The 25752-nt window shown below is 72.8% G+C and carries 25 protein-coding genes and 3 pseudogenes; 21 read left to right on the top strand and 7 right to left on the bottom strand.

Going from position 1 to position 25752, the window contains the following annotated elements:
* Positions 1 to 7 precede the first annotated feature (7 nt).
* On the bottom strand, positions 8 to 1138 hold the full coding sequence (locus ElP_RS35940) for an AI-2E family transporter (protein ID WP_145279644.1): 1131 nt from the start codon (positions 1136 to 1138) through the stop codon (positions 8 to 10).
* A gap of 212 nt (positions 1139 to 1350) precedes the next feature.
* Here ElP_RS35940 and ElP_RS35935 point away from each other — a divergent pair, with 212 nt between their 5' ends.
* A complete protein-coding gene (locus ElP_RS35935; RefSeq protein ID WP_145279643.1) occupies positions 1351 to 3315 on the top strand; it encodes an amino acid transporter in 1965 nt (654 codons plus the stop codon).
* 339 nt (positions 3316 to 3654) lie between these two features.
* Here ElP_RS35935 and ElP_RS35930 read toward each other — a convergent pair.
* Positions 3655 to 5265, bottom strand: a pseudogene (locus ElP_RS35930) (sigma 54-interacting transcriptional regulator).
* 217 nt (positions 5266 to 5482) lie between these two features.
* Here ElP_RS35930 and ElP_RS35925 point away from each other — a divergent pair.
* The 18 genes and pseudogenes from ElP_RS35925 (at position 5483) to ElP_RS35845 (ending at position 20992) form a co-directional block, all read left to right on the top strand.
* A complete protein-coding gene (locus tag ElP_RS35925; protein WP_145279642.1) occupies positions 5483 to 6040 on the top strand; it encodes a carboxymuconolactone decarboxylase family protein in 558 nt (185 codons plus the stop codon).
* A gap of 128 nt (positions 6041 to 6168) precedes the next feature.
* Positions 6169 to 6771, top strand: a pseudogene (locus ElP_RS35920) (pyridoxamine 5'-phosphate oxidase family protein); the annotation flags it as partial.
* A 43-nt stretch (positions 6772 to 6814) separates the two neighbouring features.
* A complete protein-coding gene (locus ElP_RS35915) occupies positions 6815 to 7453 on the top strand; it encodes a cysteine hydrolase (RefSeq protein WP_145279641.1) in 639 nt (212 codons plus the stop codon).
* Between the two features lie 65 nt (positions 7454 to 7518).
* A complete protein-coding gene (locus tag ElP_RS39130; RefSeq protein ID WP_197447193.1) occupies positions 7519 to 7716 on the top strand; it encodes a hypothetical protein in 198 nt (65 codons plus the stop codon).
* Positions 7713 to 7940 carry a catalase family protein gene (locus ElP_RS39125; RefSeq protein ID WP_197447192.1) on the top strand — a complete coding sequence of 76 codons (228 nt, stop codon included), beginning with the start codon at positions 7713 to 7715 and terminating at the stop codon, positions 7938 to 7940. The genes ElP_RS39130 and ElP_RS39125 overlap by 4 nt, the downstream gene beginning before the upstream one ends.
* A gap of 59 nt (positions 7941 to 7999) precedes the next feature.
* A pseudogene (locus tag ElP_RS35905) lies at positions 8000 to 9243 on the top strand (IS3 family transposase).
* The gene (locus ElP_RS35900; protein WP_231749920.1) at positions 9221 to 9805 is read left to right on the top strand and encodes a catalase; all 585 of its coding nucleotides are present in this window, start codon (positions 9221 to 9223) and stop codon (positions 9803 to 9805) included. Before ElP_RS35905 ends, ElP_RS35900 begins: the two are co-directional and overlap by 23 nt.
* Positions 9806 to 9992: 187 nt before the next feature.
* A complete protein-coding gene (locus ElP_RS35895; RefSeq protein WP_145279639.1) occupies positions 9993 to 10421 on the top strand; it encodes a hypothetical protein in 429 nt (142 codons plus the stop codon).
* 22 nt (positions 10422 to 10443) lie between these two features.
* Positions 10444 to 10926, top strand: coding sequence for a cupin domain-containing protein (locus ElP_RS35890; protein ID WP_145279638.1), 483 nt, complete (start codon positions 10444 to 10446; stop codon positions 10924 to 10926).
* A gap of 27 nt (positions 10927 to 10953) precedes the next feature.
* Positions 10954 to 11592 carry an HD domain-containing protein gene (locus ElP_RS35885; RefSeq protein ID WP_145279637.1) on the top strand — a complete coding sequence of 213 codons (639 nt, stop codon included), beginning with the start codon at positions 10954 to 10956 and terminating at the stop codon, positions 11590 to 11592.
* 98 nt (positions 11593 to 11690) lie between these two features.
* The gene (locus ElP_RS35880; RefSeq protein WP_145279636.1) at positions 11691 to 12329 is read left to right on the top strand and encodes an HD domain-containing protein; all 639 of its coding nucleotides are present in this window, start codon (positions 11691 to 11693) and stop codon (positions 12327 to 12329) included.
* A 172-nt stretch (positions 12330 to 12501) separates the two neighbouring features.
* Positions 12502 to 13449 carry an NADP-dependent oxidoreductase gene (locus ElP_RS35875; protein WP_145279635.1) on the top strand — a complete coding sequence of 316 codons (948 nt, stop codon included), beginning with the start codon at positions 12502 to 12504 and terminating at the stop codon, positions 13447 to 13449.
* A 65-nt stretch (positions 13450 to 13514) separates the two neighbouring features.
* On the top strand, positions 13515 to 13949 hold the full coding sequence (locus ElP_RS35870; RefSeq protein WP_145279634.1) for a cupin domain-containing protein: 435 nt from the start codon (positions 13515 to 13517) through the stop codon (positions 13947 to 13949).
* A gap of 254 nt (positions 13950 to 14203) precedes the next feature.
* The gene (locus ElP_RS35865) at positions 14204 to 15103 is read left to right on the top strand and encodes a trehalase domain-containing protein (protein WP_145279633.1); all 900 of its coding nucleotides are present in this window, start codon (positions 14204 to 14206) and stop codon (positions 15101 to 15103) included.
* 272 nt (positions 15104 to 15375) lie between these two features.
* Positions 15376 to 17025, top strand: coding sequence for an HlyD family secretion protein (locus ElP_RS35860; RefSeq protein WP_231749919.1), 1650 nt, complete (start codon positions 15376 to 15378; stop codon positions 17023 to 17025).
* Between the two features lie 64 nt (positions 17026 to 17089).
* The gene (locus ElP_RS35855; RefSeq protein WP_145279632.1) at positions 17090 to 18700 is read left to right on the top strand and encodes a DHA2 family efflux MFS transporter permease subunit; all 1611 of its coding nucleotides are present in this window, start codon (positions 17090 to 17092) and stop codon (positions 18698 to 18700) included.
* A gap of 244 nt (positions 18701 to 18944) precedes the next feature.
* Positions 18945 to 20642, top strand: a complete 1698-nt coding sequence (locus ElP_RS35850; RefSeq protein WP_145279631.1) for an efflux transporter outer membrane subunit — start codon at positions 18945 to 18947, stop codon at positions 20640 to 20642.
* On the top strand, positions 20639 to 20992 hold the full coding sequence (locus tag ElP_RS35845) for a hypothetical protein (protein ID WP_145279630.1): 354 nt from the start codon (positions 20639 to 20641) through the stop codon (positions 20990 to 20992). Before ElP_RS35850 ends, ElP_RS35845 begins: the two co-directional genes overlap by 4 nt.
* Before the next feature lie 306 nt (positions 20993 to 21298).
* Here the strand turns inward: ElP_RS35845 and ElP_RS35840 are convergent, their stop codons facing one another.
* The gene (locus ElP_RS35840; protein ID WP_231749929.1) at positions 21299 to 21796 is read right to left on the bottom strand and encodes a glycosyltransferase; all 498 of its coding nucleotides are present in this window, start codon (positions 21794 to 21796) and stop codon (positions 21299 to 21301) included.
* 584 nt (positions 21797 to 22380) lie between these two features.
* Here ElP_RS35840 and ElP_RS40885 point away from each other — a divergent pair.
* Positions 22381 to 22503, top strand: coding sequence for a hypothetical protein (locus ElP_RS40885; RefSeq protein ID WP_261344471.1), 123 nt, complete (start codon positions 22381 to 22383; stop codon positions 22501 to 22503).
* Between the two features lie 298 nt (positions 22504 to 22801).
* Here ElP_RS40885 and ElP_RS35835 read toward each other — a convergent pair whose 3' ends face one another.
* Both ElP_RS35835 and ElP_RS35830 read right to left on the bottom strand, forming a co-directional pair.
* Positions 22802 to 23029, bottom strand: coding sequence for a hypothetical protein (locus tag ElP_RS35835; protein ID WP_145279628.1), 228 nt, complete (start codon positions 23027 to 23029; stop codon positions 22802 to 22804).
* Between the two features lie 173 nt (positions 23030 to 23202).
* Complete coding sequence (locus ElP_RS35830) at positions 23203 to 24426, bottom strand: DNA polymerase Y family protein (RefSeq protein ID WP_145279627.1); 1224 nt, start codon at positions 24424 to 24426, stop codon at positions 23203 to 23205.
* A gap of 92 nt (positions 24427 to 24518) precedes the next feature.
* Between ElP_RS35830 and ElP_RS35825 the strand changes: the two genes are divergently transcribed.
* Positions 24519 to 24956 carry a hypothetical protein gene (locus ElP_RS35825; RefSeq protein WP_231749927.1) on the top strand — a complete coding sequence of 146 codons (438 nt, stop codon included), beginning with the start codon at positions 24519 to 24521 and terminating at the stop codon, positions 24954 to 24956.
* A 33-nt stretch (positions 24957 to 24989) separates the two neighbouring features.
* On the opposite strand, the gene ElP_RS35820 is transcribed toward ElP_RS35825, so the two are convergent.
* Together ElP_RS35820 and ElP_RS41550 are read right to left on the bottom strand one after the other, a co-directional pair.
* Positions 24990 to 25481, bottom strand: coding sequence for an SOS response-associated peptidase (locus ElP_RS35820; protein ID WP_390836266.1), 492 nt, complete (start codon positions 25479 to 25481; stop codon positions 24990 to 24992).
* Complete coding sequence (locus ElP_RS41550; RefSeq protein WP_390836261.1) at positions 25481 to 25663, bottom strand: SOS response-associated peptidase family protein; 183 nt, start codon at positions 25661 to 25663, stop codon at positions 25481 to 25483. Before ElP_RS41550 ends, ElP_RS35820 begins: the two co-directional genes overlap by 1 nt.
* Positions 25664 to 25752: the final 89 nt, after the last annotated feature.

Raw genomic sequence — 25752 nt, 5'->3', positions numbered from 1 at the left:
GGGCACTTCAACGCGCGTCGGCCTCCGGCGACACCGGCCCGCCGGCCCCGTCGAGGACCGCGACACGCCCCGATCCGCCCCCGCCGGCCAGCCGCCGCCTCCAGATCTCCAGCATCGCCGCCGTCACGGCCAGGATCGCCGGCCCCAGCACCATCCCCGAGATGCCGAAGGCCGCCAGCCCGCCCAGGAAGCTGATCAGCGTCGGCACGTCGTGCATCCGCAGCCGATCCCCGAGCAGCCGGGCGTAGAGCAGGTTGGTCACCAGCACCGCCGTCGCCACCCCCCAGCCGACCAGGGCCGCCGCCGCCAGCCAGCGGCCCGAGGCGGCCAGGTAGGCCGCGGCCGGGGCCCAGACGGCGACCGGCCCGACCACGGGCAGGACGCTCAGCAGGAACATGACCGTGGCCCACAGCAGCGGGGCCGGCAGGCCCAGGGCCCAGAACAGCAGGCCGCCGCTGGCGGCGATGACCAGGCCGGTGACGACCGCGGCGTAGAGGTTGGCGTGGACCGAGTCGGCGGCGCGGGTCACCAGCAGGTCGGCCTCGTCGCGTGCCAGCGGCAGCAGGCGGCGCAGGGCGTCCAGGGCCGCGGCGCGGTCGCGCAGGAGGTAGTAGAGGACGAACACCGCCACCAGGGCCTGGACGACCGCCGCGGCCGACCCGCGGGCCAGGGCGGCGGCCTCGCGGGTGGAGGAGCGGAGCCAGCGGCCGGCCTCGGCGCGGGCGGCGGCGACGAGGCGCTCGAGCCGCCCGGAGAGGCGGCCCGGGCCGGGGGCATCGGCCGCCGGCCGCGTGTCGCCGCCGGCCGGCGCGTCCAGCCGCTGGGCGAGGGCGGTCGCCTCGCGGGCGAGCCGGACGCCGATGAGCGTCCCCGGCCCCAGGACGGCGGCCACGACGGCCGCCGTGCTCAGGGCGGCGGCCAGGCCCGGGCGGTCGAGGCGTCGGGCGAGTCGGCGGTGCATCGGCCAGGCGAGGATGGCCAGGGCGACGCCCCAGGTCAGGGCCGGCACCAGCGGGGCGGCCAGCAGGGCGCAGAGGCCGAGCAGGGCGGCGGTGAGGGCGGCGAGGGCCAGCAGCCGGAGTCGCTCGCCGGTCGTGGCCACGCCGGCCGGCTCGGCCCGCCGCGATGTCGCGTCCATCGTCGTCCCTCTTGAGCCGCGCCCGCGCCGCTGCCCGCGCCGTCGGGCAGCCGGCCCGCACCATCATGCCCCCGCCCGGAGCCCCCGTCGATAGCGTCCGGGCGAGCGCCGCAGTACCATCGGCGAATCGCCGGACGGCGCCGGGGCGGCCGACGGCACCGGGGCGGTGCCGCGGCCGCCCCGGCCCGCTTGCCCGCCGGGGAGCCCCGCCCATGGCCCAGACCCTCGCCCCCCGGCCGCGGCCCGATCGACGCCCGGCCGGCCCCCTGCTCCGCTGGCTGCTGGCGGGCCACACCCGCGAGGTGGCCGGGCCGGAGGCCGGGGAGGCGACGCCCCGCCCCCACCCCTGGTGGCGCGTCATGTGCCTGACCGGCGTCGACTACTTCTCCACCCTCGGCTACCAGCCCGGCATCGCCGCCCTGGCCGCCGGCGCCCTCTCGCCCCTCGCCACCCTGATCCTGGTCCTGCTGACGCTCCTCGGCGCCCTGCCGATCTACGGCCGCGTGGCGCGCGAGAGCCCGCACGGCGAGGGCTCGATCGCCATGCTCGAGCGGCTGCTCCGCTGGTGGCAGGGCAAGCTCTTCGTCCTGGCCCTGCTGGGCTTCGTCGCCACCGACTTCATCATCACCATCACGCTGTCGGCCGCCGACGCCACCGCCCACCTCGTCGAGAACCCCTACCTCCACGACCGCCTCCACGGCCACGAGGTCGCCGTCACGCTGGCCCTGATCGCCCTGCTGGGGGCGGTCTTCCTCAAGGGCTTCTCCGAGGCCATCGGCCTGGCGGTGGCCCTGGTGGCGGCCTACCTGCTGCTCAACGCCGTCGTCATCGGCGACGGCCTGGCCCGGATCGCGGCGCGCCCCCAGGCCGTCGACGATTGGCGGGCGGCCCTGGTGACGCAGCACCACGGCAACCCGCTGATGATGCTCGGCGTCGCCCTGCTGCTGTTCCCCAAGTTGGCCCTGGGGCTGTCCGGCTTCGAGACCGGCGTGGCCGTCATGCCCCTGGTCCGCGGCGACGCCACGGACACCGAGGAGCGGCCCGAGGGGCGGGTCCGCAACACCCGCCGGCTGCTGCTGGCCGCGGCGACGATCATGAGCGTCTTCCTCCTGAGCAGCAGCCTGGTCACCACGCTGCTGATCCCGCACGCCGAGTTCGAGCCGGGGGGCCGGGCCAACGGCCGGGCGCTGGCCTACCTGGCCCACCGCGACCTGGGCGAGGCCTTCGGCACGCTCTACGACCTGGCGACGATCCTGATCCTCTGGTTCGCCGGCGCCTCGGCGATGGCCGGGCTGATCAACATCGTGCCGCGCTACCTGCCGCGCTTCGGCATGGCGCCGGAGTGGGCCCGTGCGGCGCGCCCCCTGGTGCTGATCTACACGGCGGTGGCCTTCGTCATCACGCTGATCTTCCGGGCCGACGTGGACGCCCAGGGCGGGGCGTACGCCACCGGGGTGCTGGTCCTGATGACCTCGGCGGCCGTGGCCGTGACGCTCTCGGCCTGGCGGCGGCGGGCCCGGGCCGCGGGGGCGGCGTACGCGGCCATCGCGCTGGTCTTCGCCTATACCACGGCGGCCAACGTCGTCGAGCGGCCCGACGGCGTGCGGATCGCCGCGTGCTTCATCGCCGCCATCGTGGCCGTGTCGCTGGCCTCGCGGCTGTGGCGGACGCTGGAGCTGCGGGTCGACCGGGTGGAGCTGGACGAGGCGGCCCGGAGGTACATCGAGGGGGCGGGCCACGGGGGCGAGGTGCACCTGATCGCCAACCACCCCGACGAGCGCGACTTCGCCGAGTACGAGCGGAAGGAGCGGGAGACGCGCGAGGACTTCCTGATCCCGCCCGAGCAGGCGGTGCTGTTCCTGGAGGTCTACGTCCGCGACCCGTCGGACTTCTCGGGCGTGCTGGCGGTGCGGGGCGTGGAGGTGGGGGGGCACCGGGTGCTGCGGGCCGAGGCGACGGCGATCCCCAACGCGATCGCGGCGCTGCTGCTGTACCTGCGCGACGCGACGGGGAGCCGGCCGCACGCGTACTTCAACTGGACGGAGGGCAACCCGCTGCTGTACCTGATCCGGTACGTGCTGTCGGGTCGTGGGGACATCGCGCCGGTGACGCGCGAGGTGCTGAGGCAGGCGGAGCCTGAGGCGGGCCGGCGGCCGGCGATCCATGCCGGGATCTGAGGGTCCGGCCGGCGGGCCGGGCCGCCGGCCGCCTCGCGGGAGGACGGCTCCTCATCGGTCGGGGAGTCGGCCGATCCGGCGGCGGCCAGGGGGATTCAGCCCGGCCCTCGGAGGCAGAGGGCCCAGAGTCTGCGTCCTTTGCCCCAAATGACGCAGCCGCCAACAGGACTTGGACTGCCTTCATTCGGTCGACCACACTGGCAAGCGCGGTCTCGCGGGCATCGGCGCCGACGATCGCGGCGACCCATGCGGTGGGGAGCGCGCGAGGAGTTCGAGACGTGCGGCCACGGGATCGCAGTCACTCTCCGACCGGCGTCCCATCGCCCCTGCCGGCCGGCCCTAGAGGCCCAAGGACTTGATCCGGGACGCGAGGGTGGTCGGCCTGATCCCGAGCAGCTCGGCCGCCCCCCCGGGGCCCGACACCTTGCCCGCCGCCCGCCGCAGCGCCGCGCGGATGTTGTCCGCCTCCAGCCGGCGTACCTCGGCGTCGGTCAGCACCCGGTCGTCGTGGTCCCGGGGGGGCGCCGGCCGGGGCTGGGGCGATGCCGCTGAGGGATCGGCGGGCAGCTCGATCACCAGGCGGCCCCCCTCGGCGAGGATGACGGCCCGTTCGATGACGTGCTGCAACTCCCGGACGTTCCCGGGCCATCGGTACCGCTGGAGCCGCTGGGCGTCCGCCAGCGTTAGCCGCGGCTTCGGCCTGCCGAGCTTGCGGGCGGCCAGCGCGAGGAAGTGCTCGGCCAGCACCGGGATGTCCTCCACGCGGCGCCGCAGCGGCGGCAGCTCGATCGGGAAGACGCTTAGCCGGAAGTACAGGTCCTGGCGGAACCGCCCGGCCTCGGCCTCCGCCCGCAGGTCGCGGTTGGTCGCGGCGATCAGCCGCACGTCGACCTGCCGGGTCCGCTCCTCGCCGACGCGCTCCAGCTCCCCCTCCTGGAGCACCCGCAGCAGCTTGGCCTGCAGCTCCGGGGGGATCTCGCCCACCTCGTCGAGGAACAACGTCCCGCCGTCGGCCAGCTCGAACCGCCCGGCCCGGTCGCGCAGCGCCCCCGTGAACGCCCCGCGGGCGTGGCCGAAGAACTCGCTCTCGTACAGCTCGCGGGGCACCGCCGCGCAGTTGACTTTGATCAGCGGCCGTGCCGATCGGTCGCTCCGTCGGTGGACCTCGCGGGCGACCAGCTCCTTGCCCCTGCCGCTCTCGACGAGGATGAGCACGGCTGCATCGGTCGGCGCCACCAGGTCGATCTGCCGGGCGAGGGCCTCCAGGGCCGGGCCGCGGCCGATCAGCTCGCCGAAGGCGCCGGCCCGCGTGACCTCCTCGCGCAGGTACTCGTTCTCCTGCTCCAGCCGCCGCGACAGCTCCGCGATCCGCTCGAAGGCCCGCGCGGTGGCGATGGCGGCGGCGGCGGCGTCGGCGATGGCCCGCAACCAGTCCATGCAGTCCGGCCCGACCGCCCCGCGGGCGAAGACGCTGAGCACCCCCAGCACCTCGCCGCGATGGACCAGCGGCTGGCCCCGAACCCGGCCACGCCCTCGGCCCGCATCCAGGCCGGGTCGGCGGCCCAGTCGGGCGGGTCGGGCAGCAGGTCGAGCGCCTCGATCGGCTCGCCCGTGGCCGCGATCCGCCCGATCTTCCGCACCCCCAGCGGGAAGCGGCGGAAGGCGCCGTCCAGCCGGTCCCACTCCACCTCCGGGTCGACGGCCGACCGGCCGGCGCTGGCGACCAGGTGCAGGCACGCCGAGCGGTTTGCGGCACTCGTCCGGCAGCACGCAGCCGCCGCAGTCCTCGGAGCGCCGGATCAGCCAGACCCGGGCTAGGGCGACGCGCGGGGACTCGGCCAGCCGGTCGACGACCAGGCGGAGCAAGTCCGGCAGGGCGTGCTCGCGCGCCATCTCCAGGAGGAGCCGTCTGGGATCGGCGAAGAGCGGCGTGGTGGATTCCAAGGTCATCACTCGCTTCACGATATTTCGGGACCTGCTTACGAAGAATCGTTATTCGACGAGATTCCGCAAGTCCCCTGGAAGACAGTATATTCTCGCAAGCCTTTGCAAATCAATGACTTGCAGAATCCAAAACCGGATGGCATGGGGCGTGAATTGACTCCTTCGCAACCCGCATCGGAATCGGCGATGGGGAATCGAACGCTGACTAAAGGAAGCATCGATCGTGGCACGTCTCACTCAGATTTCACCCGAGTCTGCGTCCGGCCGGGCCCGGGAACTGCTCGACGCGGTCAAGCACAAGTTCGGCCTCGTCCCGAACATGACCCGGGCGATGGCCAACTCCCCGGCCGCCCTGGACGGCTACCTGCAGCCCAGCGGGGCCCTGGGCAAGGGGGCCCTGCCGGCCAGGGTCCGCGAGCAGATCGCCCTGGTGGTCGCCCAGCCCTACGGGTGCGACTACTGCCTGGCGGCGCATTCGGCCGTCGGCCGGATGGTTGGCCTGACCGCCGAGGAGGTCCGCGACGCCCGGCTCGGCACGGCCGTGGACCGGAAGGCGGACACGTTGGTCCGGTTCGCCCGCCGGGTATTGGAGGTCCGCGGGCGGGTGACCGACGCCGATCTGGCTGCCGTCTGGGCGGCGGGATGGGACGACGGGACGATCACCGAGGTGGTCGCGAACGTCGCGCTGCATGTGTTCACCGACTACTTCAACATCGCCGCCGGCACCGACCTCGACTTCCCCGCCGTTGCCCCGCTGCACGCCGAGCCGGCGGTCGCCTGACCCCAATCCGTCCCCCGACGCCGGTGACCTGGTGACCCGCGGGCCGTTGCCTGCGAGGACGGGGGAGGACCGCGCACGATCCAGAGGAAGCCGCCCGCCCCACGACGCTTACCTCGGAGGGCCTGACCATGACGACTTTCCCGAGTGGCGTGGCCTTCACCCCGGCGGTTAAGTCGGTGCAGACGCGTAAGGGCTCGCGGCGGGGCTACGCCCGGATGGAGCATGGAGACGGGAGGGAGACCACCATCACCCCCAAGCTGGCCGGGTATGTCGCCGGCCTGGACATATTCTACCTGGCGACCGCCACGGCCGACGGCCAGCCCTACGTCCAGCACCGCGGCGGTCCGCCCGGATTCCTGAAGGTGCTCGACGAGCACACCCTGGCGTTCGCCGACTTCGGCGGGAATCGGCAGTACCTCACGGTCGGGAACCTGTCGGAGAACCCGAAGGCCTTCCTGTTTCTGATGGACTACGCGAACCGCCGGCGCGTGAAGGTATGGGGTACCGCCCGGGTGGTCGAGGACGACCCGGGGTTGCTCGCTCGACTGGCCGACCCGGCCTACCCGGGCAAGGTGGAGCGGGCCATCGTCTTCACCGTCGCCGCGTGGGACGTGAACTGCCCGCAGCACATTCAGCGGCGGTTCAGCGAGCGGCAGATCGCCCCGGTGGTCGAGAAGCTTCAATCCCGGATCACCGAGCTGGAGGCCGAGGTCGAGCGATTGAAAGCAAAACCCCAGCCCAACGCTCACCCAACCCAAAGTGAGGAGCCGAGCCATGGACATCACGAGGAGCGACACCGCCCTGGTCGTCATCGACCCGCAGAACGACGTGCTGAGCGAGACCGGCGTCTCCTGGCCGCTGGTCGGCGACAGCGTCCGCGAGAACCACACCATCGAGAACCTCGACCGGCTGTTCCGGGCCGCCAAGCGGCACGGTTACGGGGTGTTCGTCTCCCCGCACTACCTCTACCCGCACGACCAGGGGTGGCGGTTCCGCGGACCGGTCGAACAGATGATGCTGGATAGCAAGGAATTCTTCCGCCCCGACCAGCTCAGCCCTGCCGAGGCCGGAGCCGATTGGCTCACCCGCTTCCGGCCGTTCATCGAGGACGGCCAGACGGTCGTGGCCGGCCCGCACAAGGCATGGGGTCCGCAGACCAACGACCTCGTGTTCCAGCTCCGCAAGCGGAAGGTCGCCAAGGTCGTGCTGGCTGGGATGCTGGCCAACCTGTGCGTCGAGAGCCACCTGCGGGAGCTGATCGAGCAGGGGTTCGAGGTGGCCGTGGTGAAGGACGCCACCGCCGCCCCCCGGCACCCAACGCTTGGGGACGGCTACCAGGCCGCACTCATCAACTACGGGTTCATCGCCGGCGCCGTCCTCACCACGGACGAGGCGGTGGCCGCCATGCAGTAACCGGACCTTGAAGTCGCAGGAATCCCGGGGCCGATACCCCGCAACCCCGAACCGGAAGATTGATCATGTCCGCCACACTCATCCCCGGGCTGCTCGCCGTCCTCGACCGCCTGGCCGGCGGCGTCCACGCCGGGTTCCGCCCGGCTCACGCCAGGGGCACCATGTACGCCGGGACCTTCTCCCCCGCCCCCGGCGTCGCGGACCTGACCGGGCGCCCAATGCGCTCCGGCCGGCCATCCCGGTCACCGTCCGGTTTTCGTTGAGCGCCCTGGTCCCGACCGCGGCCGACAACGACCCGAAGGCGTCCAGCCCGCAGGGGATGGCAGTCCGGTTTCATCTGGGCGAGCACGTCCATACGGACATCGTCGCCCACTCCCACAACGGGTTCGCCGTCCGGACCGGGGAAGAGTTCCTGGAGTCCCTCGCGGCCGTCGCCGACAGCGGGCCGGGCGGCCCGAATCCGCCGCCGCTCGCCGCGTTTCCTTAGCCTGAGGGCTTCTCTGGACACTCTCATGGGCCATAATGGCCCTGGAAGGAGTGCCCGAGATGACCAAGAAGAGCACCAAGACCGACTCCCAGGATCGTGGCCGGTTCTCCGCCAGGCGGAAGACCGAGTCCGTCCTCCGGCTGCTCCGGGGCGAGGACCTCGACTCCCTCTCCCGGGAGCTGGGCGTCACCGCCGCCACGCTCTCCTCCTGGCGGGAGGGCTTCCTCGACGGCGGCACGGCGGCCCTGAAGAGCCGACCGACCGACGACCGGGACGAGGTGATCGCCCGCCTCCAGGCGAAGGTCGGCCAGCTCACCATGGACAATGAGCTGCTGGGGCAGAAGTGCCAGCACCTGGAGAGCGGCCGCCCTTTTGTCGCGAGGAGGCGGAGCAGTTAGCCCGCTCCGCCTCCCCCGGCACCGGCAAGCGATACGGCATGCAGCGGGTCTGCCGCATCTTCGGGATCGCCCGCTCGACCGCCTACTACCTCAAGGCCCGGGAGGCCGTGCCGCCGGAGCAACGGCCGGTGCCGCACAAGCGGGGGCCGGTCGGGGCCGGCACCGGCGAGGAGCTGGTCGGCCACATCCGTCGGGTCCTGGCCGAGTCGCCGTTCACCGGCGAGGGCTACCGCAAGGTCTGGGCCCGCCTGCGGCATCAGGGCATCCGCACGGCCTCCGAGCGAGTGCGGAGGCTGATGCGGGAGCACCGCCTCCAGGCCCCCCGCCGGGGCGGCCACCCGCACGGGCCGAAGGCCCACGACGGCACCATCACGACCGAGGAGCCGGACTCGATGTGGGGCACGGACATGACCACGACGGTCACCACCGGCGAGGGCCTGGTCCACGTCTTCGTGGCCGTCGACCACTGCACCTGCGAGTGCGTCGGCCTCCACGTGGCCGAGCGAGGCGAGCGTTTCGAGGCGCTGGAGCCGCTGCGCCAGGGGGTGCGGGAGCACTTCGGCGGCTTCGACCGGGGCATCGCCCGTGGCCTGGCGATCCGCCACGACCACGGCAGCGCCTACATGAGCGACGACTTCCAGCGGGAGCTGACCTTCCTCGGCATGGCCAGCTCGCCGAGCTTCGTGCGGGAACCGGAGGGCAACGGCTGCGCCGAGCGATTCGTCCGCACGCTGAAGGAGCAGTTGCTCCGGGTGAGGTCGTTCGCCACGGTGGTGGAGTTGGCCGAGGCGTTGGGTGAGTTCAAGAGGACGTACAACGAGCGGTGGGTGATCCGCCGCCATGGTCACCGGACACCGAGCCAGGTGCGGCGGGACCTCGTCGGTGGCGTCCAGGCGGCGGCGTGACTACGATCAAGTCCCCATCCAGAGAACCTCAAGGCCATACACGTTCCTCGAGACCCACCCGGCGGCGAAGGCGTTCGTCGAGGCTCCGAAGCCGATCCCGGCGAGCTACGCCCGGCAGGCGTACTTCGCCGTCACGGCCTTCAAGTTCACCGGCGCCGCCGGGGTCAGCCGGTTCGGCCGGTTCCGCCTGCTGCCGGGAGCGGGGACGGAGTTCCTGACCCCCGAGCAGGCGGCCGGGAAGACGGCCGACTTCCTGGCGGCCGAGATGTCGGAGCGGTTGTCGAAGGGGCCGGTCCGGTTCCGGGTCGTCGTCCAGCTAGCCGGGCCGGGCGACGTGGTGGACGACGCGACGGCCGTGTGGCCGGAAACCCGCGAGCTGGCCGAGTTCGGGGCCCTCGCCTTCACAGAACGGATCGACGAGCTCGCCCCGGAGAACCGGAAGATCATCTTCGACCCGGTCCCGCGAGTGGACGGCATCGATCCGGCCGGCGACCCGCTGACCGAGGTCCGATCCGAGATCTACCTGCTCAGCGGCCGACGCCGGCGGGCGGCGGCGCGGTAGCCATCCGCCACACCCGGTCCGCGCTCGCCCGGTTGTGACGAGCCCCCGTGGGCCGGGCGGCGACCTGACCGACGCACGCCCCGGCGATAATCTTCACTTTTCGACCCTGAACCGTCCTCATTCCGGGCTGCCTGGGTCCGAATCGCGATGCCGAAAGCCAGGCCTAACTGAATCGAGGGAGGATCCAGTGATCTGGCTCGTGTTCTGGTCCTTCATGATCGCCCTCACGCCGGTGGCCCTAGGACCGGCGTGGAAGCTGAACTCCGCGATCGGGCGCCGGATCGGTCTCATATTCTCGCGGGTCTTCGAGGGGTCCGGAGCGATGGAGGTCTCTACATCCACTGAGCTTCGATCCATCCTCGTGTGCCATCCCGATGGCTGGCAGAACTCCGTGCCCGAGTACCGGGCGGTACTCGGCACTAACCCTTCGCGTGCCGTCGGTGGCCGCATCGCCAACGACAACCGGGATGCCCTCCCGGAGGACTTTGCGGCGGAACTCACCCATGAGTCTACCGGGTGTGGCCGCTACTTGATGTTACCCTTCTGGCTCGCCGACCCGGATCTCGACCGTGGCTTCGGGACCGGAGAACATGGGCATCGGCATGGAATGACCTGAAATGAATAGAAAAGGACCGCAGATGGACGCACCGACGATCGTCGTGAAGCCGGGCGATGGCCGTTCGGTCTGGCTCGGCGGCATGGGAGTGGTCTTCAAGCTCTCCAGGGCAGACACCGGAGGGGCCTTCGCAGTCGTGGAGCACCCGATCGAGCCGGGGCGGCTCGTGCTGCCCCACGTGCACACCCATGAGGACGAGTATTCCTACGTCCTGGAGGGGACGATCGGCGCGCGGGTCGGCGACCGCGAATTCGTCGCGGGGCCGGGCAGCTACCTGATCAAGCCCCGCGGGCTAATGCACACGTTCTGGAACGCCGGCCCCGGCCCGGCGCGGCTGCTGGAGGCGATCGCCCCGGCGGGCTTCGAGGCGTACTTCGCCGAGCTCGCCGAGGCCGGCGACCCGGGCCGGCGGCAGGAGCTGTCGGCGAAGTACGGCGTGACCTACTCATCGGAGTGGGTCGCCGAGCTGATATCCCGATACCACCTGAAGTTGCTCGGTCACTGACCCCTGATCCCGCTTCGGAGTCGCATCATGGCTGAGATCATCGCGGGGATCCGGGTCCCCGACAGCACGTTGGCCCGCGAGGCGACCGGCCTGCTCCGGGAGCACGGCGGCCCCTTGCTCCTCGCCCACTCCCTGAGGGTCTACCTGTTCGGGGCGATCCAGGGCCGACACCGGGGCTGGGCGATCGATCACGAGCTGTTCTACGTCGGGGCCGTGTTCCACGACCTGGGCCTGACCGCGAGGTACCGCAGCCCGGACCACCGGTTCGAGGTCGACGGCGCCAACGCGGCCCGCGACTTCCTGCGGGCCAACGGCATCGACGACGAGTCGGCCGGGGTGGTGTGGGACGCCATCGCGCTGCACACGACGCCGGAGATCCCCTGGCACAAGCGCCCGGAGATCGCGCTCATGAACGGCGGGACCGCGGCGGACGTCATCGGCCGCGGGCTCGACGAGATCCCGGTCGCCGACCGCGAGGCAATCCTCGCCGCGTACCCGCGCGTCGACTTCGCGTGCGGGATCGTCCGCGCGTTCGTGGACGGCCTCGCGGACAGGCCCGCGACCGCGTTCGGGACGTTCAACGCCGACCTGCTGGAGCGTGGGCTGCCCGGCTACCGCCGGACGAACTTCTGCGACCTGATCGACGCCAACCCGCTGGGAGGTTGACCGCCGCCGGTCGGCCGGACCACGCCGTCCGGCGCCGCCGAGCCTCGCCCATGCATCTTCATCGAAGCCGCCCAGGGTCACTGAGACGGAGGCCGCTCATGTCCGAGATCATCGCCGGCATTCGGGTCCCCGACAGCAAGATGGCCCGCGAGGCGACCGGCCTGCTCCGGGAGCACGGCACGCCCTTGCTGTACGCCCACTCGCTCAGGGTCTTCCTCTTCGGGTCGCTCCGCGGCCGTCACCGAGGGCTGCCGGTCGATCACGAGCTGTTCTACGTCGGGGCCGTGTTCCACGACCTGGGCCTGACCGCGAGGTACCGCAGCCCGGACCACCGGTTCGAGGTCGACGGCGCCAACGCGGCCCGCGACTTCCTGCGGGCCAACGGCATCGACGACGAGTCGGCCGGGGTGGTGTGGGACGCCATCGCGCTGCACACGACGCCGGAGATCCCCTGGCACAAGCGCCCGGAGATCGCACTGGTCACCGGCGGCGTCGAGGCCGACGTCCTCGGCGACGGCCTCGACGAGATCGCCGCGGAGGACCGGGCGAGCGTCCTCGCCGCGTACCCGCGGGTCGACTTCAAGGCGGGGATCGTCCGGGCGTTCGCCGACGGCTTCGGTTACCGGCCGGAGACGGCGTTCGGGACGATGAATACGGACATCCTGGAGCGGACGCAGCCCGGCTATCGCCGACCGAACTTCTGCGACCTGATCGCGGCCAACCCATTGGGGGGTTGATGGCCCAGGCCCTCCATCACCCCGACCGTCGCGTATCCCCGGACCTCGCGGCCGTTCGCAGTCTCGGCCTGGCGGGGAGGTGGGATGTTCCCCCGATTTCGCCCATTCGGATGGGGGCCTTGACGACTTCCAGGCCCATCAACGCGGCCGAGCGGCCCGGAAAGGAGTTGTCGTGAGAGCGATCCGGTTACACGCCCGCGGTGGCCCGGAACAGCTGGTGTATGAGGAGGCACCGCTCCCCGCCCCGGCGGCGGGCGAGGCGCTGCTCCGCGTGCACGCCGCCGGCATCACGCCGACGGAACTCACCTGGTCGGAGACCTACCAGGCACCCGACGGGCACGAGCGTCTCCCCACGATCCCGGGCCACGACGTCTCCGGCGTCGTGGAGGCGCTCGGCCCCGGCGTCTCGGAGGTCGCCCCCGACGACGCCGTGTATGGCCTGGTCGCATTCCCGCGGGATGGGAGCGCCGCGGAGTACGTCGCCGTGCGGGCCGCGGACCTGGCCCCCAGGCCGCGGTCGCTCGACCACGTCCACGCCGCCGCGGTCCCCCTCTCGGCGCTCACCGCCTGGCAGGCGCTCTTCATCCACGCCGGCCTCGAGGCCGGGCAGCGGATCCTGATCCACGGCGCGGCAGGGGGCGTCGGCGCGTTCGCCGCCCAGCTCGCCCGCTGGCGGGGGGCCCGCGTCGACGCGACGGCCTCGGCACGCCACCACGAGTTCCTGCGCGAGCTGGGGGTCGAGACGGTGATCGACTACCGGACGACCCGGTTCGAGGAGGTGATCCGCGACGTGGACGTCGTGCTGGATACCATCGGCGGGGACACGATGGAGCGATCCTGGCGCGTCCTCCGGCGGGGCGGGACGCTCGTCTCCGTCGCGGCCCCACCCCCTCCCGAGCCGGCCCGGGACGCCGGGGCCCGCGGCATCTTCTTCATCGTGGAGCCGAGCCGGGCCCAGCTCGTCGAGATCGCGCGGCTGATAGACGCCGGCCAGATCCGTCCGGTGCTGGACGCGGTGCTGCCGCTGTCCCGGGCGCGTGAGGCGTTCGAGCGGGGGCTGGCCGGGCACGTCCGGGGGAAGATCGTCCTCCGCGTCGACGACCCCGGGTCGTTATCCTGAGGGATGCGGCCCTGCGTTCAATCTCCTTAACAAACCTGCTTATTCCACCCTCGTGGGAGTCAGCCATGAATCGAACATTCCTCGCATTGGCGGCCATCTGCACCATCGGGTTCGGCGGGATGGCGCTGGCCCGGCACGATGAGAAGGGCGGGGCCGAGGTGACCCGCCTCTCCCGGCGGGACATCGTCGAGACGCTGGACGGGAAGGACGCCACGGCGACGGTGGAGGAGGTGGTGATCGAACCCGGCCGACGGGTCGCCCCGCACCGCCATGCCGGGCCGGTGTTCGGGTACGTCCTGGAGGGCGAGTACGAGCACGCCCTTGACGACGAGCCCGTCACGACGTACAGGGCCGGGGACACGTTCTACGAGCCGTCCGGCTGCGTCCACCGGGAGACGCGGAACCCGAACGCGAGGCAGAGGACACGCCTCCTCGCCGTGATCCTGCACCCCCGCGACGCCGAGGAGATCACGCGCGCCGCCGAACTCCCTGGTCGGTGAGATCCGCATCCTGGGGTCCACGCCCGCGGGCGTCACAGGCGAGGTCCGAGCGGTCCGTGCAGCGGGGCGACTTGCCGCCGGAAACGGAGTGCGCGACACTGACCCGGTCCATCGCCATGGCCCTGAACGGCCTGGGGCCCAGGCCTCGAGCGGGGCGGCCGAGGAGTTGCGGAAGGTGGCTGCCATGGCGATGCGGGCCGGGCCGAAGTGACCCTTCGCGGCCATCTGCGTGATCGATCGTCCGGAGGTCATCGATGCCCCCTGGAAATGTGGATGATGGCCGTGCCGGGGCCGGGGGCACGACCGCCGAGCACCGCCGGCTGACCGACGGCGCCGCCCGCCGCGCCGACTGGAAGCACTGGGGGCCCTACGTCGCCGAGCGGGCCTGGGGCACCGTCTGCGAGGACTATTCCCCCTCCGGCGACGCCTGGGCCTCCTTCCCGCACGACCACGCCCGCAGCCGTGCCTATCGCTGGAACGAGGACGGCCTGGCCGGTTTCTTCAACCGCTTCCAGAACCTCTGCCTGATGACCCGGCCGGGCGTCGAGGGGCGCCTGCTGCTGGCGGCCGCGGACCGGGTGAAGCTGGAGCGGGTCCTGCCCCGGATGCTCGACCCGGGGCAATTCCTCTCGGACTTCGGCCTGCGGTCGATGTCGCGGGGCCTGGCGGCCGAGCCGTACGAGTGCCACGGCCGGGTGGTGGGCTACGAGCCGGCGGGGTCGACGACGCCGATTTACGGCGGCAACTCGAACAGGCGGGGCCCGGTCTGGTTCCCGCTCAACTTCCTGATGATCGAGGCGCTGCGCGAGTACCACCGCTACTTCGGGGATTCATTGCGGGCCGAGCTGCCCCGGGGATCGGCCCGGCCGGCGAGCCTGGGAGCGGTCGCCGACGAGCTGTCGGGGCGCCTCGTCCGGCTCTTCCTCCGGGACGAGGGGCGGGGCGGCCACCGCCCCGTCTTCGGGGACGTGGACCCGTTCCGGGCCGACCCGGCCTGGAGTGACCTCGTCCCCTTCCATGAATACTTCCACGGCGAGCACGGGGCTGGACTTGGGGCCAGCCATCAGACCGGCTGGACGGCCCTGGTCACCGAACTGTTCGGGCGGCCCGGAGGCCATTCGCCCTCCGGGCCACGGGACCGTGCCCCGTCCTGAGCCTTGTCACGGCCGACGTGACGTCCGGGCTGGAAGGCGGGGCGAGGACATCGACTCCGCCATGCCGTGGCCGGGCCTTCTGCTGCGTCGCGGCGCAGGCGGCCGAATTCGAAGGGGGCGACAGATTCCGAACGGACTCCGATGCCGGGGGTGCCTGTTCGGCCGAGGGCCTTGCCCTGATAAGCTTGCGTTGAGTCGGGCAAGAGCCGTAAGCTGGCCAGCGTTCGACCCAATGCCGTTCGGTCCCCGCGGCAGGAGGGAGCGGTGGCAGCATGACGGACCGGGAGGACGAGCGGCCCTGTGGGCCCGCGACCGCCGGGTCGACCCGTCGCGGCGTGGGCCCGGGTGAGGCGCAGGACGCCCCCGCGGCCACCTCGGCCGAGGATCGGGGCGGCTCGGTTCGGATGGCCGCGCCGGGCGGCGGCCCCTCCGCCGTCACATCACCTCCGCCGACCCGGTCGGGACGGCCGGCGCATCCCTGGCGGAGGCGGCTCGTGCTGGCCGCGGCCGTGGTCGGCCTGGCCGTCGGCGGGTACGTCTTCCTGCTCCCGCGGGTGGAGACGATGCTCAACACCGTCTCCACCGACGACGCCTACGTCAACGGCCACGTGACCCTGGTCGCCCCCCGGGTCGCCGGCCAGGTGGCCGAGGTCCTGGTGGATGACAACTACCGCGTGCGGGCGGGGGACGTGCTGGTCCGGCTCGACCGGGAGCCGTACCAGGTCCAGCTCGACATCAAGGCGGCCGCCGTGGCCGCGGCCGAGGCGGACCTCGCGGCGGCCCGGGCGGAGGTTCGCAGCCTGGTGGCCCAGGCCCGGGCCAATCGATTCCAGCTCCAGCACGCCATCGAGGACGTGAACGCCCGGGTCGCCGACCTGCGGGCGAATGTGGCGTCCCTGGAGAGCCGGACCGCGACCCTTGAGCTGGCGCGGCACAACCTCGAGCGGGGCGAGGAACTCGCCCGGACCGGGGGCATCAGCAAGGAGGAGCTCGACCGGCGTCGGCAGGAGGTCCGGGTGGATGAGGCGGCGGTCAATCAGGCCCTCCAGGCGGTCTACGCCTGCCGCGTCGGCCTGGGGTTGCCGGAGGAGCCGCCCGAGGGCCACGACCTGGCCGAGGTGCCGGCCGACCTCGGTCAGCAGTTCTCCGCGGTCCGCCAGGGCCTGGGGCAGTTGCTCCAGAGCGCGGCCCAGTTCGGCTACGCCCCCACGTCGTGGGACGTCACGCCGGACCAGGCCATCGCGGAGTTCTACAAGCAGGACCCCGGCGGCGACCTCGACAAGATCCTCGCACGGCTGATCCCCGACGCGCCCCCCATCAAGCAGGCCGAGGCCCGGCTCCTCCGGGCCCGCCGCGAGCTGGCCCAGGCCGAGCTGGACCTCCGCTACTGCGACGTCGTCAGCGAGATCGACGGCCTTGTCACCCGACGCAACGTCAACCCGGGCAACAACGTCCAGGCCGGGCAGGGCCTCATGGCGGTGCGATCCCTCACCGAGATCTGGGTCGACGCCAACTTCAAGGAGACGCAGCTGGCCGACCTGCGCATCGGCCAGCGGGTGCGCTGCGAGGTGGACATGTACGGCAAGCGTCGGGAGTTCGAGGGCCGCATCACCGGCTTCACCATGGGGACCGGCCAGTCCCTGGCCCTGCTGCCGCCGCAGAACGCCACGGGCAACTTCGTGAAGATCGTCCAGCGGCTGCCGGTGCGGATCGAGCTGACGGGCTACGACCCCGCCGAGGCCCCCCTGTTCGTCGGCCTGTCGGTCGTCCCCTACGTGTACTACAAGGAGCCGCCCACGGGGCCCCACGCCGGGGAGTTCCTGCAGCCGCCCCACGCGCTGCCGCAGGCCCCCACCGCCCCCGTAGTCGCGGGGCCCTCGCAATCGGTCGCCCCCCCGCCAGGAGGCGTCGGCCCCCCCTGAAGGCCGGGCCGGGGTCGCCCCCGGCCCCCTCGGTTGCCCGCCCGCCTGCCGGAGGCGCCCCCGCATGAGCCGCGTGGACCTCGCCCCGACCGGGGCCCGCCGCCCGGCGATCAACCCCTGGGTCGTGGCCGCCGCCGTGGTCATCCCCACGTTCATGGAGGTGCTGGACACCACGATCGCCAACGTCGCGCTGCGGTACATCGCCGGCGGCCTGTCGGCCTCGGAGGTCGACAGCGAGTGGGTCCTGACCAGCTACCTGGCCGCCAACGCCACCATCCTGCCGATCTCAGGCTGGCTGGCGGCCCGACTCGGGCGGCGCAACTACTTCCTGCTGTCGATCGCCGTCTTCACCCTCGCCTCCGGGCTGTGCGGCCTGGCCACCAGCCTCGAGCAGATCATCCTCTTCCGCGTGCTCCAGGGCCTGGCCGGCGGCGGGCTGCAGCCCTCCAGCCAGGGGATCCTGCTCGACGCCTTCACGGCCGAGAAGCAGGGCGCCGCCCAGACGATATTCGGCGTCGCGGCCCTGCTGGCGCCGGTCCTCGGCCCGACGCTGGGCGGCTACCTGACCGTCAACTACAACTGGCGCTGGATCTTCTACATCAACCTGCCGGTGGGCGTCCTGGCCCTGGTGTTCTGCTCGCTCGTGGTCGACGACCCGGACTACCTGAAGGAGGGGCGCGCCGAGTTGAGGAGGCGGCCGGTCCCCTTCGACGCCATCGGCCTGGGGCTCCTGGTCCTGATCATGTCCTGCTGGGAGATCCTGCTCAGCAAGGGGCAGCAGTGGGACTGGTACAACGACCCGTTCGGGCGGGTGCAGACGCTGTTCATCCTCTTCGTGCTGGGCCTGGGCGGCCTGATCGCCCGGGAGCTGCGGATCGCCAACCCGGTGGTCGACTTCCGGCCGCTCGCCGAGCGCAACTTCGCGGCCTGCTGCCTCATCGTCTTCTGCGCCTACGGCGTGCTCTACGGCGCCAGCACGACGCTGCCGGCCCTGCTCCAGGGCCTCTTCGGCTACGACGCCTTCGTCTCCGGCCTGGTGATGTCGCCGTCGGGGATCTTCTCCATCCTGACGATGCTGGTCGTCGGCGTCCTGCTACGCCGGGGCACCGACGCGCGCCGGCTGATCGCGGCCGGCCTCCTCGTCATGGCGGCCGCGAACTACTGGATGGCGCGGATGAACCTCGAGATCAGCCCTCCGCAAGTGATCTGGCCCCGGGTGCTGCTGATCTGCGGCCTGTCGATGGTCTTCGCCCCGCTCAACGTGGCCGCCTTCAAGTACACGCCGACGCATCTCCGCGGCGCCGCGGTCGGCCTCCTGGCCCTGCTCCGCAACGAGGGGGGCAGCGTCGGCACGTCGATGGCCCAGACCCTCGTGACGCGGCGCGAGCAGCTCCACACGGCGCGGGTGGGCGAGTTCCTCGACCCCCTCAACCCGTACGTGCACGCCTACGCCGAGGAGGGCCGGGCGTTCTTCCTCCGGCAGACCGGCGACCCGGCGGCGGCGGCGGAGATGACCTGGGAGACGCTGGCGAACCTCCGCGCGCAGCAGGCGGCGTCGCTCGCCTACTTCGACGTCTTCTGGCTGTTCGCCGTCTTGGCCGTGGGGCTGGTCGCCTTGGTCCCGCTCATGAAGCGCTCGGTGGTCGAGGCGGGAGAGCACATCGGGGCGGAGTAAACCAGGAGGATGGGAGCCCCCCCGATGCAGTACGATGCACGCCCAGCGAGCCTTGTCCGGCGCCCCCGGTGCTGTCGGCCTCGAGGCGCAGGCCGAGCCGGGCATCGAGTCGACGGCAACTTCGCCGGGTTTTCGTCAGGGAGGCGTGGAGACCGTCCGATATTCCCAACCGTGCAGATCGTGCTCGATCTGCCAGGCGTGCCAACTTCGGCGGCGGGTGGGTTCGTACGACGGGGCCTGAGCCATGGATCGGCGCCGTTTCCGCCCCGCGAGGACCCTCCCAGGTCTCCGCCTTTGCTTGGGGCGCCGGGCCACCCTGGCATGCCTGCTGATCGCCGCCTTGCTCCCCTGCGGGTGCGTCACCGACGGCCTCCGCCAGTACGTCCGAAACGGCTTCAAGGTCGGGCCCAATTACCACCGGCCGCCGGTGCCCGTGGCCCCGACCTGGATCCAGGCGGACGACCCCCGCGTCCGCGGCCCGATGCCGCGCGACGGCGACTGGTGGCGCGCCTTCCAGGACCCCACGCTCGACGTCCTGGTCGCCCGGGCGTATCGCCAGAACCCGGACCTCCGCTCCGTCGGGACCCGGGTCCTCCAGGCGCGGGCGCAGCAGGCCATCGCCGTGGGCAACGTCCTCCCCCAGAGCCAGCGATTGCTGGGGCTGTACTCCAACGGCGAGGCGGGCGGGAACCCGACGCACATCGATATCACGGCCTTCAACCTCAGCTGGGAGCTCGACTTCTGGGGCCGATGTCGCCGGCAGGTGGAGTCGGCCAACGCCCGGCTCGATGCCTCGGTCGAGGACTACGACGCCGCCCTGGTGACCCTGCTGGCCGACGTGGCGACGAACTACGTGCAGTACCGGGTGGCCCAGCAGCGGATCGCGATCGCGCGCGACAACCTCCGGCTGCAGGAGGGGCTGGTGGCCGTCGCCGAGCGGCAGGTGCAGGTCGGCACAGCGACGGCCCTGGACGTGGCGCAACTCCGGACGCTCATGGAGCAGACCCGCTCCACGATCCCGGCCCTGGAGATCGCGCGGGGGCAGGCCAACGATCAGCTCTCCATCCTCCTCGGCGAGCCGCCCCGCGACCTGGAGCCGGGCCTCGGGCCGGCCCCGGGAGGCCTGCCGATGCCGACGATCCCGGCCGCCGTGGCCGCGGGCATCCCGGCCGACCTGGTGCGCCGCCGCCCCGACGTCCGCGGCGCCGAGCGCCGGGTGGCGGCCCAGAGCGCCCAGATCGGCGTGGCCGTGGCCGGGCTGTTCCCCAGCATCTCCATCGGCACGGCGCTCGGCCATTCCGACGTCAAACTGGGCCCGTTGGCGGGATCCGGCGGCGGCCTGGCGCTGGTCATCCCCCAGTTCTCGTGGGACGTCCTGAACTACGGCCGCCTCGCGAACAACGTCCACCTCCAGGATGCCCGGACCCAGGAGCTGGTCGCGACCTATCAGGGCAGGGTCCTGACGGCGGCCCGGGAGGTCCAGACGGCGCTGCGCGGCTTCCTCCGGTCGCAGGAGCAGGCCGACGCGCTGGCGCGCAGCGCGGCCGCGGCCGCATCGGCCACGGCGATCGAGGGGCGCAACTTCAGCGAGATCGAGGCCGACGTCAACCGCCTGTTCACCCTGGCGAACGCGCGCCTGCAGGCGCAGGACCAGCTCGCCGTCGCCCGGGGCAACATCGCGCTGAACCTGATCGGCGTCTATCGCGCCCTGGGAGGGGGCTGGGATCTCCGCCTCCGGGACGATCGCCACTACGAGGGGCCGATCGCGAGCCACTCGGACCCCTTGACCCTGGGCGAGGCGCCCCCCGTCACCGCCCCTCCCGACGTACGTGGGGAAGAGCCGGCCGCCGCTGACCCCAGCGGCTTGCCGGAGGCGCTGCCGATGCGTGCCCCCGACCCGGCGGCCGTCCCCGACGCAATGGACCAAGGAGCCGGAGGATGATGACGACCGAAGTGGACGGGGATGCACGCAGCACGCGGCGGAGGCGACTGGGCTGGGCGCTGCTGCTCGTGCTGGGGTCGTGCGGCGACGCGATCGGTGGCGAAGGTGGGCGTGACGGCCCGAGGCGTCCCCACCTGCTCCAGCGACTGCGCCCGGCCGGCGGCTGGCACCCGGACGACGGCGGCTTGCTGCACTGGTGGGACCCGCACTGTTTCCCCCGCGGTGGTGCCCCGGACGACTACCGCCGCAAGCCGCCCCCCCAGGTGTGCTGGCCGCCCTACCCCCCCTACTACATCTGGGTGCCGCCGGGGCAGGGAACGCCTCATCCGGCCGGCGGCATCGCACGGTAACCACCCCGCGGACGACCCGCCCTGCGTCGTCATCGGTCATGGAAAAGAGACACCACGGGATGGAGCCCGGGCACCTGCGTGTCCCGCCCTGAAAAACGCAGCCTGCCTGGCCCTGCCCGCTGTTGGCCGAGGGCCTGTCCTGTCCCGATGCCCGGTCGGCCGGCGGCCCCGGACGTCAGGGGGACGCATCGAGGGACGCCGGGAGGTGCAACCATTGCCCCTTCCCGATCCGAAGACGCAGGCTCTCGCCGAGCAGGACGGGCGGCGGACTCTCTGCCAATCGCCCCGGCCTCCCTTCGGTCGATCTCAGGCCAGCAGGTCCTTCTCGACCAGCTCGGCGGCCCGTTCCGCCCCGCCGCCCGACCGGATCGAATCGGCGACCCGCACGGCCGCGGCCCGGTAGGATCCCTCCCGGCCGACCCGCCCGACCAGGTCCCGCAGGCGCCCCGCCGTGGCCCGGCCCGGCGGCAGCACCTCCCCGGCCCCGGCCCAGGCGACCCGGGCGGCGATCCCGGGCTGCTCGTTGGTCACCGGCACGGCGACCAGCGGCACGCCGGCGCCCAGGGCGTCGAGCACGGTGTTCAGCCCGGCGTGCGTAACCGCCAGGGCGGCCCGGGCCAGCAGCTCGCGCTGGGGGGCGTAGCCCACGACGATCGGGCCGCCCGGCAGGCCGGCCAGGGCCCCGGGGGCGACCCCGTGGCCGGTGGAGATGACCACCTGGTGGCCGGTGCCGGCGCAGGCCTCGGCGACCATGCGGAAGGAATCGGGGCGGCGATTCTGGAGGGTGCCGAAGGAGGCGTAGATCAGCGGGCGGCCGTCGAGGCACCCCCAGGGGAAGGGGACCGTGGGCGTGCCGGCCGGCCGTCGCAGGGGGCCGACGAGGCGGAGCCGGCGGGGGCGGCGCCGGCGGGGGAAGTCCAGGGCCCCGGGGAGCTGGCTGAGCTGGAGGCGGTCGGACCAGGTGTCGGCGAGGCGTCGCGGGGCGGGGAGGCGGTGCCGGGCGCGATGGCGGCGGATCGGGGCGAGGATCGGGGCGTAGAGGCGGTCCAGGGCCGCCCAGGCGAGGCGGTTGCGGGCGCGGGCCCAGGGGGCCCCAGGGGGTGAAGAAGGGGGGCACGTCGGGGTCGGGGTGCAGCGGGAGCGCGTTGCAGGGGGTGGCGAAGGGGAGGCCGAGGCGGTCGGCGACGGTGCCGCCGGCCGGGGAGGCCTGGTCGACGAGCAGTGCGGAGACGCCGGCGCGCCCGACGAGGGCGGGCCCGGCGTCGAGGATGGCCTCGGCGGCGCGTGCGCCCAGGCGGATGGTGTGGCGGAGGGCGGGCCGGCCGGCGAGGGAGCCGAGGCGCTGCAACTGGTCGCGGTACTCGTGGACCGGGAGGAGCGGGCTGTCGATGGGGATGACGTCGAAGCCGGCCTGGGCGACGGAGGCGGTCGGCTCGCCCAGGAGGAAGAAGGTGACGCGGTGGCCGCGCCGCCGGAGGGCGTCGGCCAGGGCGGTCATGGGGTCGAGGTGACCGGGAGTGTTCGGGCAGAGGATGCCGAGATGCCCCATGCGGTCGGTCTCGGTGGAGGTGCCTGGGGCGATGCGGCCGACGAGCCGCCGCCCGCCGGAGGGGGCGGATGCCGGGGCTGCCGGCGGTCGTGGTGCGGCCGGCGCCCCGGCGGGCGGGGTTGCAGACGCGGGCCTCGACGATGACGTGGAGGCCGTCGTCCGACCGGCCGGGCACTCCACCCCGAATCCACCCGACCGGGCTCGGGCCCCATTCTCGCCGAGGCGGCCCGCCCCGGCCAGCCCGGGGAGGGCCCCTGCCCTCACGCCGGGATGCCGTAGGACCGCCGCACCGACGCGAATGCGTCGAGGTCCTCCGGATCGGGCACCTTCGGCTCGGCGTCCTCCGACAGCGGCGGGCCGACGCGGCTCCAGCGGGGCTCGGGCTCGCCGCCCTCGGCCACGAGGCCGACGTCGCCCGACGAGGCGACGAAGGACCAGGAGTCGTCGTCCCGGTGGTCGCCGGGCCGGATCGGCGCATTGGTCGTCATGGTCGTCGCTCCCCCGGGGGGCGGACCTCCCCTGCCCGGTTTTTTCGGTACGCCCCAGGCCGCAGGCCAGCCGCACGAGGGCCTGGGCCCCGCCGTCGGCCGCCCCATCGACCCCGACGGCACGATCGCCCGGGGAGGAGCCCCGGAGGCCGGCAGGGCCGCCCCGACCGGGGTCAGAAGCAGGTCTTGCCCCGGACGTCGCAGATGTCGTGGCCGTTGGCCCGGTCGGCGTAGATCGGCCCCAGCGGCAGCGTCGCGCCGCTGCGGAGGGCGAAGCGGCCGTGCCGGTCGTTGACCGCCCGCTTCACCGCCGTCGCCGCGTCGCCCGGCCCCGTGCCGTCGAAGAGGCCGAGATGCCGGGGGAGGTGGGGCCGCAGGTCCTCGGCGAAGAGGTGCATCCGCGCCGCCATCGCCCCCGGCACCCAGGCCCGCCGCAGGCAGGGCCGCAGCGCGTCGAGCAGGACGTCGAAGCGGTCGGTCGGGACCCCGGGCGTCGCCCGCCCCTCGCTGGCGTGCCCGTCGCGATAGCCGACCCAGAAGGCGACCCGACCGGCCAGGACGCGATGGAAGGCCAGCTCCTCGACGAGCCGCTCCAGGTTGCGGACCAGCCACGCCCAGAGGACCTCCGGCCGGCCGGTCGGCGCGCCGAAGCTGCCGCCGCGGGAGAGAACCTTGTGGGGGGTCCGCTGGGCGTTGATCGGGATCACGGGGTCGCCGTTGAGTTCCCACCAGAGGGCCTCGCCGCTGGCGGTCAGGACCCGCCGGATGATCCGGCGGTCGGCCCGTGCGAGGTCGAGGCAGGTGCGGATGCCCCGGGGGAGCAGCAGGCGTTCCCGGCGGCCGGCGATGCCGGTGACGTCGGTGACCGGGCGGGCGGCCAGCAGGGCGTGCTCGGCGGCCGGGTCGAGGACGGCGCGGGCGCCGAACGGCTTGGCGGCGTCGGAGATGAGCTTGGCGAGGGTGCGGGTCCGGGCGATGCCGACGGTGACCGGCACCCGCACCCGCTCCATGATCCGGTCGCGGACCAGCCGGGCGGCCTCCTGGTCGTCGCCCCCCCGGGGCGAGACGACCTCGAAGTAGAATTCATCTATGCTATAGTATTCAACCTTCGGGGACAGCTCCCGCATCGTCTCCAGCATCAGCCGGGAGAGGACCTCGTACCAGCGGAAGTCGCGCTTGACGTAGACCCCTTCGGGGCAGAGGGCCATGGCGTCCCAGATGGGCATGCCGGTGCCGACGCCGGCGGCCTTCATCTCGTAGCTCTTGGCGATGACGCAGGCGCCCTGGTTGCCGAGCACGCCGACGGGCAAGCCGGCGAGGTGCGCGTGGCGCACCCGCTCGGCGGCGACGTAATAACAATCGGCGTCGACGTGCCCGATCGGCCCTTGGCGCTTCATGGACGGAAGCATACTCTGCACATAGGATCAGTCAAACCGGGGAGTCGGACCGTCGGGCCGTGTGCCAGGGGATCGCCGTCGCGGGGAGCGAGTTGCCCACGGAATTGATCGGGCGGCCCGGCATGGCCCATCGCCGCTACCTCCGCGGCGAGCGGGACGAGTACCGCTTCCTGTACCGGGAGCGGTGGCCGGCGCTGCCGATCTGGCGGGACGGCCGGCTCCAGGTCGTCCGCTGGGGGAACGGGCGGGGCCAGAGCCGATCCCTGCCCCGGACGGGCTGGACGTGGCTGCGGACGATCGAGGAGGGGGGCTGGCGGGGGATCGAGTCGGTGCCGGTGGAGATCCCGGCGTCGTTCGGCCTGGAGCGTCGGGGGGTGTGGTATCTGATCGAGACGGGGTTCCGGGGGCTGGTGGTGCCGGACGAGCGGGGCTGGGCGGTCGCCTACATGCTGTGCGAGCCGGCCAGCCACTACTACAGGATCATGACCGGCTCGGACCGGATGCCGGTGCTGATCGACCAGCGGATCTGAGCCCGGACGGGGCCGGGAGGCGGCGCGGCCGGCTCACGAGGCGACCGGCTCGATGCACTCGGGCCGGTCGACCCTCGGGCTGCCGACGAGCGTGCCGACCGGATGGGCCGCCATCAGCCCGGCCGGGAATGGGGCCAGGAGCGCGTGCAGGTCCGACGCCTGCTCCTCCGGGTCGAGCCTCTGGGCGTAGTCCTCGGGGCGGAGGATCGCCGGCATCCGGTCGTGGACCGGGGCGACCAGGTCGTTGGGCTCGGTGGTGATGATGGCGACGCTCTCGACCGGCGCCGGGCCCTTCGACCAGCGTTCCCACAAGCCGGCGAAGGCGAACGGCTCGTCGTCCTCCCGGCGGAAGTAATGGGGGGTCTTGGTCCTGCCCTCGGCCCGCCACTCGAAGAACCCCGAGGCGGGCACGAGGCACCGGCGGTGCTTGAAGGCCGAGCGGAAGGCGGGCTTGCCGGCGACGGTCTCGGCCCGGGCGTTGATCATCCGATTGCCGATCGAGGGGTCGTCCGCCCAGGAGGGGATCAGCCCCCAGCGGAGCGTCGCCAGCCGCCGCCGACCCCCTCGGATCCGGAGCGGACGGCGAGGACGTCCTGGGTGGGGGCGACGTTGTAGCGCCGGGGCAGCTCGGGGACCTCGTCGGGGTCGAGATCGAAGGCCTCGGCGATGGCCCGGCGGTGGGCGTGCAGGGCGTATCTTCCACACATCGGCATTGCTCCCGGGTCCGATCCGGCGGGTCATCCGCCCCGCCGCACCCGACGGGACGTCCCCCCGCTCATGAGGTCGTGCGGCCGGG

The organism is Tautonia plasticadhaerens, assembly GCF_007752535.1.
GTDB classification, from domain to species: domain Bacteria; phylum Planctomycetota; class Planctomycetia; order Isosphaerales; family Isosphaeraceae; genus Tautonia; species Tautonia plasticadhaerens.
Note: the sequence above shows the minus strand (reverse complement) of the source record. Positions and strands in the feature narration are given on the sequence as shown.

What these genes read in the sequence shown, in the direction of transcription:
- ElP_RS35940 (WP_145279644.1), bottom strand. Translation starts at nt 1,138, where the DNA reads ATGGACGCGACATCGCGGCGGGCCGAGCCGGCCGGCGTGGCCACGACC.
- ElP_RS35935 (WP_145279643.1), top strand. Translation starts at nt 1,351, where the DNA reads ATGGCCCAGACCCTCGCCCCCCGGCCGCGGCCCGATCGACGCCCGGCC.
- ElP_RS35915 (WP_145279641.1), top strand. Translation starts at nt 6,815, where the DNA reads ATGGACATCACGAGGAGCGACACCGCCCTGGTCGTCATCGACCCGCAG.
- ElP_RS39130 (WP_197447193.1), top strand. Translation starts at nt 7,519, where the DNA reads ATGTCCGCCACACTCATCCCCGGGCTGCTCGCCGTCCTCGACCGCCTG.
- ElP_RS35890 (WP_145279638.1), top strand. Translation starts at nt 10,444, where the DNA reads ATGGACGCACCGACGATCGTCGTGAAGCCGGGCGATGGCCGTTCGGTC.
- ElP_RS35885 (WP_145279637.1), top strand. Translation starts at nt 10,954, where the DNA reads ATGGCTGAGATCATCGCGGGGATCCGGGTCCCCGACAGCACGTTGGCC.
- ElP_RS35880 (WP_145279636.1), top strand. Translation starts at nt 11,691, where the DNA reads ATGTCCGAGATCATCGCCGGCATTCGGGTCCCCGACAGCAAGATGGCC.
- ElP_RS35870 (WP_145279634.1), top strand. Translation starts at nt 13,515, where the DNA reads ATGAATCGAACATTCCTCGCATTGGCGGCCATCTGCACCATCGGGTTC.
- ElP_RS35865 (WP_145279633.1), top strand. Translation starts at nt 14,204, where the DNA reads ATGCCCCCTGGAAATGTGGATGATGGCCGTGCCGGGGCCGGGGGCACG.
- ElP_RS35860 (WP_231749919.1), top strand. Translation starts at nt 15,376, where the DNA reads ATGACGGACCGGGAGGACGAGCGGCCCTGTGGGCCCGCGACCGCCGGG.
- ElP_RS35855 (WP_145279632.1), top strand. Translation starts at nt 17,090, where the DNA reads ATGAGCCGCGTGGACCTCGCCCCGACCGGGGCCCGCCGCCCGGCGATC.
- ElP_RS35850 (WP_145279631.1), top strand. Translation starts at nt 18,945, where the DNA reads ATGGATCGGCGCCGTTTCCGCCCCGCGAGGACCCTCCCAGGTCTCCGC.
- ElP_RS35845 (WP_145279630.1), top strand. Translation starts at nt 20,639, where the DNA reads ATGATGACGACCGAAGTGGACGGGGATGCACGCAGCACGCGGCGGAGG.
- ElP_RS40885 (WP_261344471.1), top strand. Translation starts at nt 22,381, where the DNA reads ATGGGGATGACGTCGAAGCCGGCCTGGGCGACGGAGGCGGTCGGCTCG.
- ElP_RS35835 (WP_145279628.1), bottom strand. Translation starts at nt 23,029, where the DNA reads ATGACGACCAATGCGCCGATCCGGCCCGGCGACCACCGGGACGACGAC.
- ElP_RS35830 (WP_145279627.1), bottom strand. Translation starts at nt 24,426, where the DNA reads ATGAAGCGCCAAGGGCCGATCGGGCACGTCGACGCCGATTGTTATTAC.
- ElP_RS41550 (WP_390836261.1), bottom strand. Translation starts at nt 25,663, where the DNA reads ATGTGTGGAAGATACGCCCTGCACGCCCACCGCCGGGCCATCGCCGAG.